Below are 12861 nucleotides of genomic sequence, written 5' to 3'. Positions count from 1 at the left end.
AATCCTCACGGCCGCACAAGAAACGGTCAAGAGATCGATCAGAAGAAAATGAAACGGTCAAACGCTCATCCCACTCGTGGGGGCTCGCCGGTGGAGTCGCGGACGATCAGCGTGGGCAGCAGCTCGATGCGCTGCACCGATGCGAGGGCGAGCGCGCCGTTGCCGGAGCCGTCGAGCCGCCGCAGCAGCAGTTCGGCGGCGACGCGGCCCACCTCGCCCTTGGGCGGCGAGACGGCGGTCAGCCGGGGTGTGCCGAGTCCTGCCACCACGTCGTCGTACGCCACGACCGAGCAGTCCTGGGGGACCCGCACACCCTTCTCTGCGAGCTGCTGAACCAGCATCAGGGCGTCGACGTCGCCGTGCAGCACGGCCGCGGTGGCCCCGAGCTTGCGCAGCAGAGCGGCCAGGTCCGTCGACCCGCCCTCCCCGGCCGCGGGGGAACTGAGCGCCCAGGCCCACTCCTCGACGAGCGGATGCGCCTCGGCGACCTCGCCCAGGGCGGCCCGCAGGCTCCGCGCGGTGGGGCTGTCGTCGCGTGTCGCGAAGACGATCCGCCGGTGCCCGAGACCCACCAGGTGCTGCACGGCGAGATGGGCGCCGTACCAGTGGTCGGAGCACACCGAGTCCATCGCGTGCAGGGCGCTGCCCTTGCGGGGCCGCCGTTCCATCAGCACCGTCGGTACGCCGAGGTCCGCGAGCCACTCGTGGTCGGCCTCCTCGGCCGCCGGAGTGCGCCACCGCGGCGCGAGGAGAACACCGCGTACGCCCTCCGCCAGCGCCCGCTCCACCTGCGGGCGTTCCGCTCCGGGCACCTGCGGCGCGATGTGCAGGGCGATGCGCAGGCCGGCATCCTCCAGCGCGGTGCGGGCGCCGTGCAGGGTCTCGTAGAGGTACGAATGCCGCTCGGGCACCACCACGGCGACCGTGTCCCCGTCCGCGACGGGGGTGCCCGGCACCTCCTGAGCGGGAAGCGTCGAGCGGACCACCCCGTGACCGCGCCGCAGCTTCCCCTCTCGGGTCAGCTCCTCCACGTCCCGGCGGATCGTCACCACGGACACCTGGAGCTCGGCGGCGAGGTCCCGCACCCGCGCCGCACCGCGCGACTGCACCGCGGCCAGGATCCGCCGGCGCCTGAGATCGACCGGCTCACGCATGAGGCCTCCCGCCCTTGAATGTTCGTTTGAGCGATTCGGGGACCAGCATACGAGCGAATACGCCGACGGGCGTCGAGCCGTCGGAGTCTAGGCCTCGGCTCGCTCCAGCAGTTGAGGGCCGTTGTTCCGGACGTCGTTGACGGCCGTGGAGACAGGGCGGGCGTCCAGACGGCCGTCGGCGGGTGGGTTCAGCAGGGCGCGCAGCCGGGCCGGGTCCTGGTGCGTGGGGTCGAGCCAGGCGTCCTGGTGGCCGGGGTCGACGGCCAGCGGCATCCGGGGGTGGATGCGGCCCGCGGCGTCGGTGGCCTCCGTGGTGAGGATGGTGCAGGTCGTCCACCAGGCGGAATCGTCGTCCTCGGCCGCCGACGGGTCACGCCAGAACTCGTACAGCCCCGCCAGGGCCATGACCTGGCCGTCCTGCGGGCTGATGAAGTACGGCTGCTTGCGGGCCTTCCCCTTGCCGGTGGCCGGGACCTGCTGCCACTCGTAGAAACCGTCGGCGGGCAGCAGACAGCGCCGCCTGAGGAAGGCCAGGCGGAAGGCGGGCTTCTCGTGCACGGTCTCCATCCGCGCGTTGATCATCCTGGCGCCGATCTTCGGGTCCTTCGCCCAGGACGGCACCAGGCCCCACCGCAGCGGGCGCAACTGCCGCCGGACGGCTCCCGAGCCGCGAGGCGCGCGTTCGAGAACCGCCCACACGTCGTCCGTCGGAGCGACGTTCCAGCTCGGCGGCAGGTCGTCCCGCTCGTCCCAGTCGGTGACCCTGAACAGTCGTACGAGGTCCTGGGGGCCACGGGTGGAGACATATCGACCGCACATACCAGACCACCCTCCGACCTGCGAAAACGCTGGATCATGCCGCATCGGCCGGCACGGTGCCCGGTCAGCGCACTGCACATTCATCACCATGCCCGCCCGGTCAGTGGGGTCCCGGGTGAGGCGCCCCGTAGGTGTCCGCCGCCTCGTTGATGCCCTTGCGCCCCAGCCGCCGGGACACCTCCAAGACTGGCAGACCGTTGCCGCTTCCACCCTCAGGAACAGCGTCGGCTTCGCGGCCCGGGCCGGCCCACTGCCCTCCCGCACCCACCCAGGGTCATCCACCGCGTGGATGACGCGGATACGGGATTCGGATCGTGCGGAGGATGGCCGCGGGCCCTCGGACAACCCATAGTCGTCCCTACCCGCACGCCGTTTGTCCGGATCAGCCGCCGGTGTGCGGCCCTCGCCTCGCCGCATGCCCTGCCCCTCGGCGCTCGTCCAAGGCATGCCTGCTCCGTAGAGAACGACCCGCTCCGTACACCATCCCCTGGAGTCGCGATGCCCGGTTCCGTGCCCCTGCCTCCCGCCGCGGTCGATGACGCCGCTCCGTCGCCCGTCGCCGTGGCGGGCCCGGCCCATCTGCTGCGCGTGGCCCTGCTGATGGCGGGCAGCTGTCTGCCGATCCTGGGGGCGGTGCTGATCGCCCCGGTACTGCCGAAGATGCAGGACCACTTCGCGTCGACCCCGGGGGCCAAGGCGCTGGTCCCCCTCGCGCTGACCGTTCCGGCGCTCGCGCTCGCGCTGCTGGCCCCGCTCGCCGGAGTGATCGTGGACCGGCTGGGGCGCAAGCGCCTGCTGGTCGTGGCGACCGTCCTGTACGCCGTGTTCGGTACGGCGCCCCTCTGGCTGGACTCGCTGGGCGCGATCATCGCCGGCCGAGTCCTGGTCGGTGTCGCCGAGGCCGCCATCATGACCTGCTGCACCACGCTGATCGGCGACTACTACACCGGGCAGCGGCGGGTGAAGTACCTGGCCCTGCAGACCATGTGCGCCTCCGCGTCGGCCACCGTCTTCTTCGTGATCGGCGGCGCCGCCGGGTCGGCGGGCTGGCGCGGGCCCTTCTGGGTCTACGCCGTGAGCCTGCTACTCGCCCCGCTGATGGCTGTCGTCCTGCCCAACCCGGCCGCCCGTGCGTCAGCCGAAGAGGCCCGAGCCGAGACGGCGGCGGTCGGCACCCGGAGGCCGTTCCCCTGGCGGCAGTGGGCGGGCATCTGTGCCCTCACCTTCTTCGGGGCGATGGTCTTCTACACCGTCCCCGTGGAGATGGCGTACCTGCTCGACGACCTGGGGGTGACGAACTCCGCCGTGATCGGCCTGGCCACCGCGATCGCGAGCGCCGCCACCGTCGGCGGAGCGGTCACCTTCGCCCGGCTGAAGCGCTCCCCGGACCCCATGCTGCCCGCCGTCCTCGCGATCTGCGCGGCCGGGTTCGGGGTGATGTTCCTCGCCGGAGGCGTCCCGCTGCTGGTCGTGGGTGCGGTGGTCAACTGCCTGGGCACCGGCATGCTGCTGCCCGCCCTCCTCACCAGCGCCATGTCACGGCTGGCGTTCGAGGACCGCGGCCGGGGCACGGGGTTGTGGATGGCGGCCTTCTTCGCCGGCGAGTGCGTCTGCCCGCTGGTCCTGCTCGCCGTGGGGTCGGCCGTCGGCGGTCTCGCCGGTGCGGTGGGCGTCCTCGGGCTGGCCGCCGCGGTCGTCGCGGCGGGAATGACGGGTGTCCGTCGCCGCGCCGCCGCGACGGACACCCGGCCGCTGCCCGAACAACTGGCCTGAGCGGGACGCCCATTGGGCCGACCACACGGAAGCCGACACGACGGGCCGCGTCTCCACCCGCCTCCGCTCGTGATGGCAGCGTTCCCGCTCGGCGGGCGGCGGCCGGTGCAGTACGTCCGCGGCGGCGCCCCGGTGCGAGGCCTCGGCGGCGCCCCGGTGCGAGGCCTCGGCGGCGCTCATGAGCGGAGACCGCGGTGGCGCTCCCGGTGCGAGGCCTCGGCGGGGCGGCGCTCCCGTCAGATCGGACGCCTCCGGCGCCGAGTCCGTGTCGCGACCGCGCCCGACCGCAGTCCGCCCGCCTCGCCCTCCGCCGGCACGACGGCGAGGCGGGCACGGGCCGGCCACCGCTGCCCGAAGGGGCGGGTCCCCCTCCCTCACGGGCCGCCGCCGCGCCGGTGTCAGAGCCGATCCGCATCCGGCTGCTTCGCATCGGGGCCCGCCAGTGTGGCGCCCACCTCCGCGGCCTTGTGCCGCAGCCAGATGTGGGCCGCGTCCTGAGCGTGCACCGGGTGCCACCACAGCGCCTCCTGTACCGGCACCGCCTCGAAGGGGCAGGGCAGGACGCGGACGGCGGCGGAGCGGACCGCTCTGCGCGCCAGGCGCTCCTGGATCATCGCCACCCGGCGGGTGCCCTCCACCATGTGGGGCAGCATCTGGAACGTCTGCACGGAGACCTCCACCCGGGGGCTGATACCGATCATGCTGAGCTGCCGGGCGGCCGGGGCGTCGAAGGGGCGCTGGTAGACGGCCCAGGGCAGCCCGGCCAGCTCGTCCAGCGTGAGCTCGTCGCCGACCTCGGGATGGTCGTCCGCCACCAGGCACAGCCATCGGTCCTGGAAGAGGTCGACGGTGGGGAAGCCGTCGATCACGCCGTGCGGCATCAGCAGTCCGTCGACGGTGCTCAGCACGGTGGCCGTGTTCTCGACGACGGACGGCGCCGGGTGCTGGAAGGTGAGCCGGATCCCGGGCGCCTCCTGGTGCACGTTGCGGGCGAGCTCGGCGCCGAACACGGCCGCCCCGTAGTCGGAGGCGAGCAGGGTGAACTCGCGGGTCTCGGCGGCCGGGTCGAAGTCGGCCTGGCTGGAGAAGACGCGTTCCAGCAAGTCGCACGCGGTGGCGCTGCGGTCACGCAGGGCGACACCGAGCGGGGTCAGTTCATAGGCGTTGCCGGTGCGCGCGAGCAATTCGTCGTCGAAATGTCGGCGCAGCCGGGCCAGTGCGGCGCTCATCGCGGGCTGGCTCAGTCCGATGCGCTCGCCGGCCCGGGTCACGTTGCGTTCCTCCAGCAGCGCGCGCAGGGCGACCACCAGGTTCAGGTCGAGTCGGGACAGGTTCACCGGGCACCGCCTAGCAACGAGAAAGCCATCCATGACGTGGATCCGACGCATTTACAGGATTGATTTCCGTGATTGGCCGATCGGGGTCAGAGTAGACCGCAACCCAGTGGGAGGACATCTCATGGCAACACTCGGGCAACCTGTCGGTCCGTTCGCGCTCGGCACGTTCTCCGCCCCGGACGGCGGGCCGTTTCCCGGACTGCTGGCTAAGGAGCGGGTGCTGGACCTGAGCAGGACCCTGGACTGGACGCCGTCCGGTGTGCGTGCCGTACTGGAGCGGTGGGAGGAGACCCTCCCCGTCCTGCAGTCCCTCGTGGACGACGACGCCCTCGGCTGGCGGCCACTGGAGGGCCTGCGGGTGCACGCCCCGGTCGAGCCGCGGCAGATCTTCCAGTCCGGCGCCAACTACCGGCAGCACGTGATCGACCTGGAGGTCGCCCACCGAGCCCCTGACGACCCCCGCACGGTCGAGGAGGCACGCGCGGAGATCGCCGCCATCATGGACCGGCGGGCCGCCGAGGACCTGCCGTACGTGTTCATCGGCCTGCCGAGCGCCCTCACGGGTCCGTACGACGACGTGGTCCTGCCCGCGTGGGCCGAAAAGCCGGACTGGGAGCTGGAGTTGGCGGCCGTCATCGCCAAGCCCGCCTACCGCGTCTCCGTCGAGGAGGCGATGGAATACGTCGCCGGGTACACCGTCGCCAACGACCTCACCGACCGTGCCACCGTCTTCCGCCGCGACATGCCGGCCATCGGCACGGACTGGCTGCGCAGCAAGAACGCACCCGGCTTCACGCCGCTCGGACCGTGGATCGTGCCGGCCGAGTCGATCGCCGACCCGGGCGACCTGCGGGTCACCCTCAAACTCAACGGGGAGACCATGCAGGACGAGTCCACCAAGGACATGCTCTTCGGGGTCGCCCGCCTGGTGTCGTACATCTCCCGGACATCCCGACTCCTCCCCGGTGACCTGGTGTTGACCGGCAGCCCGGCCGGCAACGGCCTCCACTGGGGCCGGCTGCTGCGTGACGGCGACGTCATGGAGGGTTCCATCACCGGGCTGGGCGTGCAGCGCACCCGATGCGTGCGGGAGGCGCTGTGAACCGGCACGACCCGGAGGGCGCGATCGCCGAGGCCGCCAAGGCGTACTCGAACTGGGGGCGCTGGGGCGAGGACGACGTCCTGGGCACCCTCAACTTCCTCACCGAGGACAACCGACGCGAGGGCTCCGCTCTGGTCCGGCGCGGGGTGAGCTTCTCCCTCTCGCAGCGGTTCGACATGAACGGCCCGCAGAAGGGCTGGCGGCGCCGGACCAACCCGGTGCACACCATGCTCGACACGGGCACCGACGCCTCCCTCGGCAACCAGGGCTTCCCGCACGGCTTCGGCGGCGCGGACGACGTGATCGCGATGCCGTTGCAGTGCTCCACCCAGTGGGACGGGCTCGGGCACATCTTCGACCACGGCTTCGCATGGAACGGGCGCCGGGCCGACAAGGTGGTCACCTCCGACGGCGACCTCGTCACGGGCATCGAGCACATGGCGCCGTATGTCGCGGGACGCGGGGTGCTGCTGGACGTGGGCCGAGTCGTCGGCGAGGAAGGCGAGTTGCCCGACGGGTTCGCCATCACCGAGGAGCATCTGACCACGACCGCCGAGGCGCAGGGAGTGACCGTGGGCCGCGGCGACATCGTCCTCGTCCGCACCGGTCACCTCGCCCGCGCCAGGCGCGACGGCTGGGGCGACTACGCCGGTGGGCCCGCGCCCGGTCTGTCGTTCACCACCGCCGGCTGGCTGCACGGCACCGAGATCGCCGCGATCGCCACCGACACGTGGGGATTCGAGGTACGGCCCAACGAGTTCGAGAACGCCTTCCAGCCGCTGCACCAGGTCGCCATCCCCAACATGGGCCTGCTCATCGGGGAGATGTGGGATCTCGACGCGCTCGCCGAGGACTGCGCGGCGGACGGCGTGTACGAGTTCTGGCTCACCGCCGCGCCCCTGCCCATCACCGGAGCCGTCGGCTCCCCCGTCAACCCGATAGCCGTCAAGTAGCCGGCGAGCCGCCCGGGTACGCCACGTCCCGGTCAGCGGGGGCGCACCGGGCTCCCACCACCGCACCACCCGCTGCGGGTGACCCATCAGCCCGTCCGGCCCGCACTCGTGGCGGGCGAGCCGCACCTCAGCCGCCCGAAGCCGCGCGGCCGACCTCGAGAGGTATCCCCGCCATGGCAGACAGCCGTACTCTCCCCCCGCCTCCGGCCGGAGGTACCCGCACCGTGCTCGTCGTCGGAGGAGGCGCCTCCGGCAACGCCGTCACCGTCCTCCTGCGCCGCGCCGGCACCGCCGTGGATCTCATCGAGGCCAAGCCGGACTGGAACGCCACCACCGGCTCCGGCATCACCCTGCAGGGCAACGCCCTGAGGGTGCTGCGTGAACTCGGCGTCTGGGAGCAGGTGGAGGCCTGCGGATTCGCCTTCGGCTCCGTGGGCGTGAGCGCCCCCGACGGCACCGTGCTGCACGTCGCCGAGGACATCCAGACCGGTGGCGACGACCTGCCCGCCACCCTCGGCATGCAGCGCCCCCGACTCCAGCAGATCCTCATCGACGCCGTCCGCGCCTCCGGCGCCACCGTCCGCCTGGGCATCACCGTCACAGCCCTGGAGCAGGACGCCGACGGGGTCTCGGTGCGGTTCAGCGACGGCACCGAGGGCCGCTACGACCTGGTGATCGCCGCCGACGGCCTGAACTCCGCGACCCGTGCGATGATCGGGATCACCGACAAGCCCGAACCGACCGGCATGGCCATCTGGCGGGTGGCCGCGCCGCGCCCCGAGGGCGTGGTGCGCACCGACCTCGCCTACGGCGGCCCGGCCTACATCGCCGGATACTGCCCCACCAGCCAGGACACCATCTACGCGTACGTCGTCGAGGGCTGCCGTCACCGGGAGTCCGTCGACCCGGCCGACTACGCCGCCGAGATGCGCCGCCTGGCACGGGGCTACGGCGGCGCCTGGACGGAGATCACCCGGCACATCACCGACCCTGAGAAGGTCAACTACACGTGGTTCGACCGGCTGCTGGTGGAGGGCTCCTGGCATCGCGGCCGCGTGGTGCTGATCGGTGACGCCGCGCACTGCTGCCCGCCCACGCTCGCCCAGGGCGCGGCCATGTCCCTGGAGGACGCCTCCGTACTCGCCGAGCTGCTCACCAGCGGACGGGACTGGGACGAGGGGCTGTTCCAGGCCTACTACGAGCGCCGCGTCCCCCGGGTGCGGACCGTCGTCGAGGCGTCCGTGCGGCTCGGTCAGTGGCAGCTGGACGGTGTGCGCGGCGACGTGCCGGGGCTGATCGCCCGCACGATGAACTTCCTGAAGGAGCGGCCGTGACCTCCCGCCCGTCACCCGACCGCCACCCCTCATGGAGCGCTGACGCGCGCCCCTCCCCGACCGTGGACGTGCACGCGCACGTCCTGCTGCCGGAGGTCGAGACCCTGGTGGCGGACCTGCCGGGGCTCGAGGAGGCCAAGGCGCTCGACGCCCGCCGCAACGGGCCCGACGCACTGGCCGTCAGCGGTCCGATGGTCCGCGAGCGCATACAGAAGATGACCGACGTCGGCGTGCGGCTGGCCGCCATGGACGCGCAGGGCGTGGACGTCCAACTGGTCAGCCCGTCCCCCTCGCACTACCACTACTGGACGGACGAGGAGACGGCAGAGAAGCTGTGCCGACTCGCCAACGAGGCGACGGCCGCCCACTGTTCCGCCGCACCCGACCGCCTGCGCGGGCTGGGACTCGTGCCCCTCCAGCATCCTGACCAGGCCGTGGCAGCACTCGACCACGCGCTGGAACAGGGGCTGCTGGGTGTGGAGATCTCCAGCCACGCACCCGGACGCGAACTGTCCGACCCGGCGTACGAACCCTTCTGGTCCCGGGCCGAGGAGACCGGCGCGGTCCTCTTCCTGCACCCCTTCGGCTGCACCCTCGACGAGCGCCTGGACCGGTGGTACCTGTCCAACACGGTCGGCCAGCCCACCGAGAACGCCGTCGCCCTGTCCCACCTGATCTTCTCCGGGGTGCTGGACCGCCACCCCGAACTGAAGCTGATCGCGGCGCACGGCGGCGGGTACCTGCCCACCCACGTCGGCCGCTCCGACCATGCCTGGTCCACCCGCCCCGACGCGGGCGCCGATTGCGCCCATCTGCCCAGCACCTACCTGCGCCGCCTGTACTTCGACTCCCTCGTCCACGACACCCACGTGCTGCGGGCACTGATCCGGGCCGCCGGGGCCGACCGGGTCCTGCTCGGTTCCGACTACCCCTTCGACATGGGCACCGAGGATCCGGTGGCCGCACTGCGCGCCGCCCGGCTGCCCGGCGCCGACTTCCACGCCGTGCGCGGCGGCAACGCGACAGCGCTGCTGCGCCTGCCCTGACCCCCGCACAGGAGGAGACAACCATGAGCGCACGTCTGCTCACCCACCTGCGGCACGTCGACCTGGCCGTGCCCGACTACGACAAGCAGCTCGACTTCTACTCCGGCGTCTGGGGCCTGACCAAGGTCGCCGAGGACTCCGGCATCTCCTTCCTGGCCGCCGAGGGCAGTCCCGAGCAGTACGTCGTACGGCTCCGCAAGGCCGAGGACAAGCGCCTCGACCTCGTCTCCTACGGTGCCGCGAGCACGGCGGACGTGGACACCCTGGCCGAACAACTCCTCGCGGGCGGCGTTCAGTTGATTTCCCAGCCGGGCAAGGTGGACACCCCCGGCGGCGGTTACGGCTTCCGCTTCTTCGACCTCGACGGCCGCACCATCGAGGTCTCCGCGGACGTCGAGGCCCGCCGGCACCGCAGAATCGCGGAAAAGGAGTCCATCCCCGTCAAGCTGTCGCACGTCGTCCTCAACTCCCCGGATCTCAACCGCACGCGGGAGTGGTACGAGCGCCACCTCGGCTTCCGCCTCTCCGACACCCTCAGCTCGCCGCACATGGGCGAGGTCATGCACTTCATGCGGATCAGCAACCAGCACCACTCCATGGCCATCGCGCAGGGCCCGCACACCTCCCTGCACCACATCTCCTTCGAGCTGCGCGGCATCGACGAGTACATGCGCGGCACCGGCCGCCTGCTGCGCGCCGGGGTCCGCAAGATCTGGGGCCCGGGACGGCACATGGCGGGCGACAACACCTTCTCCTACTTCTTCGACCCGCACGGCAACACCGTGGAGTACACCACCGAGCTCGAACTCCTCGACGAGGACACCTGGCACCCGCACGTCTACGACTTCTCACAGCCCGAGGTCACCGACCAGTGGGGCACCGCCAACCCGATGAACGAGATGGTCGCCAAGGAGTCGTTCAACGACGTCGACCGCGGCTGCTTCGTCGCCCCGCCGGTCTGACCGGCGAGGCCCCGGTCACCGGGGGCGCGGCGATCCCCTGTCGCCCTGACTGCCCGCCGCGCCCCCGGGCTCGCCCAGTGCCCGCCCTCCCGCCGACAGGACCCCGCCATGCGTTTCGCCACGTACGAGTACCGCAACCGACGCCAAGTGGCCGTCGTCGAAGAGGACGGCATGCTCCACCCGCTGCCCGGCGCCCGGTCCCTGACCGGACTGCTCGCCGACCTGAGCGGCCTGCCGGAACTGCTCGACGCGGGCGCCGCGGTGCTCGACGCCCCACCCGGCCCCCATGTCTGTGAGGTGCGGCTGCTGCCGCCGCTCCAGCCGCCCACCGTGCGGGACTTCGTCACCTTCGAGGAACACGTCGAGAGCGTACGGCGGTCCGTGGACGCGGCTACCGGTGTGCCGGAGCAGTGGTACGCGGCCCCGACGTTCTACTTCACCAACCCCTACGCGGTGTACGGCCCGCACGACGACATCCCCGTGCCGCCGGGGTCGAGTGTGCTGGACTTCGAGCTGGAAGTCGCCGCCGTGATCGGGAAGGAGGGCCGCGACCTGACCCCCGAACAGGCCCGCGACCACATCGTCGGTTACACGGTCTTCAACGACTGGTCGGCCCGCGACCTGCAGTCGGCGGAGATGAAGGTCGGCCTCGGCCCCTGCAAGGGCAAGGACACCGCCACCACCCTCGGCCCGTATCTCGTCACCGCCGACGAGTTGGAGCCCTACCGGGGCACGGACGGCTTCCTGCGTCTGGCGCTGACCGCCGGGATCAACGGCGAGGTCGTCGGCAAGGACCTGCTGTCCAACATGAGTTGGACCTTCGAGGAGATGGCCGCGTACGCCTCGCGCGGCACCGTCGTCCGCCCCGGCGACGTCCTCGGTTCCGGCACGTGCGGCAACGGCGGCTGCCTCGCCGAGCTGTGGGGCGTACGCGGCAGGCAGGACCCGCCGCCGCTGAAGCCCGGCGACCTGGTAACGCTCACCGTCGAAGGCATCGGCAGCGTCTCCAACACCGTGGTGGCCGGCCCAGCCCCGGTGCCGGTTCCGGCCGCCCGGATCCGCCCGCGGGAGCGACCGTGACCGACCTCCGCGCCAGGAGGCTGCTGGGCAAGGTCGTCGTGGTCACGGGCGCGGCACGGGGCCAGGGCGCCGCGGAGGCCGAGGCACTGAACCGCGAGGGCGCCCGCGTGATCGCCACCGACGCGACGGAGGCCCCCGGCTGCCGCCGCCTCGACGTCACCAGCGAGAAGGACTGGGCCCGCCTCGCCGCCGACCTGCGCGAGACGTACGGGCAGGTGCACGGCCTGGTCAACAACGCGGGCGTCACCTGGCGCGCCCGCATCGACGACGTACGCCCCGAGGACATGGCCCGCGTCCACGCCGTCAACGTCACCGGGCCGCTCCTCGGCATCCAGCACCTGGTGCCGCTGATGCGGGCGGGGGCGTCGATCGTGAACGTCGGTTCGTCGGCGGCCCTGACCGCCCACTACCCGGTCGCCTACACCGCCAGCAAGTGGGCCCTGCGCGGTCTGTCGAGGACGGCCGCCATGGAACTGGGACCGCGCGGCATCCGCGTGAACAGCATCCATCCCGGCTTCATCGAGACCGAGATGACCGCCTCCGCCGCGCCCGCCTTCCGCGAGGCCAACCTCCTCGGGACACCGCTCGGCCGCACCGGGACCGTCGACGACATCACCCCGCTCGTCACCTTCCTCCTCTGCGACGACGCGTCCTTCATCACCGGCGCCGAGATCCCGGTCGACGGCGGACTCACCGCGCACGGCGGCGCCAAGCCGATCTCGGACGCCCTGCGCGAGGACACCTGAAACCTGAGGAAAAGAGGGTGGCTGAGGCGGTGCACTACAGAACGTCGATGACGAGATGACCGTCGATACGGCGCACGTGCTGGGAGTAGCCATGCAGCCGACCGCACATGAGCCCACTGTGCCCCGCGTGCCGAGGGGGAACACCGGTTGGCGGCAGACGGTGGTCACGGGCGTCGGCAGCCGCCGCCCGCGGCGGGCGCACGGGTTGCCCCGGGCGGGGCGACCGAGGCGAAGGCCATGCGGAACAGGTCCCAGGCGGTCGCGTCACCGACCGGGGCGCTGCCGCCCTGCGCGGCTCGCATCCGCCGGTACGCGGGCTCGGTGAACGCGGTACCGGAGCGAGCCGGTTCGGAGTCGACCGGGATCACCTCCACGGACACCCCTTCCTTCCGTACGCGCCGTCCAGGGACCGACGGCCCACCCGGCGCGCGAGCGTGGTGCCGCCCGGCAGGGCCGGGGCTGGGGGTGTCCGACGACTCCCGCCGCGCGCGCGACGCGAGTTGTCGGACACCCCCTGACCCGGACGGCCCCGGCCCGACCCCGCAGCCTGCCACC

Annotated in this window: 12 protein-coding genes; 8 read left to right on the top strand and 4 right to left on the bottom strand. The window is 72.1% G+C overall.

Annotated features, from left to right (window positions below; all coding sequences use genetic code 11):
- Positions 1 to 65: 65 nt before the first annotated feature.
- Both SY2F82_RS33555 and SY2F82_RS33550 read right to left on the bottom strand, forming a co-directional pair.
- Complete coding sequence (locus SY2F82_RS33555; protein ID WP_200422842.1) at positions 66 to 1154, bottom strand: substrate-binding domain-containing protein; 1089 nt, start codon at positions 1152 to 1154, stop codon at positions 66 to 68.
- Between the two features lie 87 nt (positions 1155 to 1241).
- A complete protein-coding gene (locus SY2F82_RS33550) occupies positions 1242 to 1973 on the bottom strand; it encodes an SOS response-associated peptidase (protein ID WP_200422841.1) in 732 nt (243 codons plus the stop codon).
- A gap of 498 nt (positions 1974 to 2471) precedes the next feature.
- On the opposite strand from SY2F82_RS33550, the gene SY2F82_RS33545 reads away from it, so the two are divergent.
- Positions 2472 to 3746 carry an MFS transporter gene (locus SY2F82_RS33545; RefSeq protein ID WP_200422840.1) on the top strand — a complete coding sequence of 425 codons (1275 nt, stop codon included), beginning with the start codon at positions 2472 to 2474 and terminating at the stop codon, positions 3744 to 3746.
- Positions 3747 to 4144: 398 nt separating this feature from the next.
- Here SY2F82_RS33545 and SY2F82_RS33540 read toward each other — a convergent pair whose 3' ends face one another.
- Positions 4145 to 5083, bottom strand: a complete 939-nt coding sequence (locus SY2F82_RS33540; protein ID WP_200422839.1) for a LysR family transcriptional regulator — start codon at positions 5081 to 5083, stop codon at positions 4145 to 4147.
- Between the two features lie 121 nt (positions 5084 to 5204).
- Between SY2F82_RS33540 and SY2F82_RS33535 the strand changes: the two genes are divergently transcribed.
- From SY2F82_RS33535 to SY2F82_RS33505, 7 genes are all read left to right on the top strand, one after another.
- Entirely contained in the window at positions 5205 to 6185 is a 981-nt protein-coding gene (locus SY2F82_RS33535) for a fumarylacetoacetate hydrolase family protein (protein WP_200422838.1), read from the top strand.
- On the top strand, positions 6164 to 7138 hold the full coding sequence (locus tag SY2F82_RS33530) for a cyclase family protein (RefSeq protein ID WP_200422837.1): 975 nt from the start codon (positions 6164 to 6166) through the stop codon (positions 7136 to 7138). Before SY2F82_RS33535 ends, SY2F82_RS33530 begins: the two co-directional genes overlap by 22 nt.
- Positions 7139 to 7311: 173 nt before the next feature.
- On the top strand, positions 7312 to 8472 hold the full coding sequence (locus SY2F82_RS33525; protein ID WP_200422836.1) for an FAD-dependent oxidoreductase: 1161 nt from the start codon (positions 7312 to 7314) through the stop codon (positions 8470 to 8472).
- The gene (locus SY2F82_RS33520; RefSeq protein ID WP_200422835.1) at positions 8469 to 9518 is read left to right on the top strand and encodes an amidohydrolase family protein; all 1050 of its coding nucleotides are present in this window, start codon (positions 8469 to 8471) and stop codon (positions 9516 to 9518) included. Before SY2F82_RS33525 ends, SY2F82_RS33520 begins: the two co-directional genes overlap by 4 nt.
- Before the next feature lie 23 nt (positions 9519 to 9541).
- Positions 9542 to 10480 carry a VOC family protein gene (locus SY2F82_RS33515; protein ID WP_200422834.1) on the top strand — a complete coding sequence of 313 codons (939 nt, stop codon included), beginning with the start codon at positions 9542 to 9544 and terminating at the stop codon, positions 10478 to 10480.
- A gap of 108 nt (positions 10481 to 10588) precedes the next feature.
- A complete protein-coding gene (locus SY2F82_RS33510) occupies positions 10589 to 11560 on the top strand; it encodes a fumarylacetoacetate hydrolase family protein (protein ID WP_200422833.1) in 972 nt (323 codons plus the stop codon).
- A complete protein-coding gene (locus SY2F82_RS33505; RefSeq protein WP_200422832.1) occupies positions 11557 to 12306 on the top strand; it encodes an SDR family NAD(P)-dependent oxidoreductase in 750 nt (249 codons plus the stop codon). Before SY2F82_RS33510 ends, SY2F82_RS33505 begins: the two co-directional genes overlap by 4 nt.
- A gap of 164 nt (positions 12307 to 12470) precedes the next feature.
- On the opposite strand, the gene SY2F82_RS33500 is transcribed toward SY2F82_RS33505, so the two are convergent.
- The gene (locus SY2F82_RS33500) at positions 12471 to 12680 is read right to left on the bottom strand and encodes a hypothetical protein (RefSeq protein WP_200422831.1); all 210 of its coding nucleotides are present in this window, start codon (positions 12678 to 12680) and stop codon (positions 12471 to 12473) included.
- Positions 12681 to 12861 lie beyond the last annotated feature (181 nt).

Source organism: Streptomyces sp. Y2F8-2 (genome assembly GCF_014905555.1).
In the GTDB taxonomy this organism is placed as follows: Bacteria; Actinomycetota; Actinomycetes; order Streptomycetales; family Streptomycetaceae; genus Streptomyces; species Streptomyces cynarae.
Note: the sequence above shows the minus strand (reverse complement) of the source record. Positions and strands in the feature narration are given on the sequence as shown.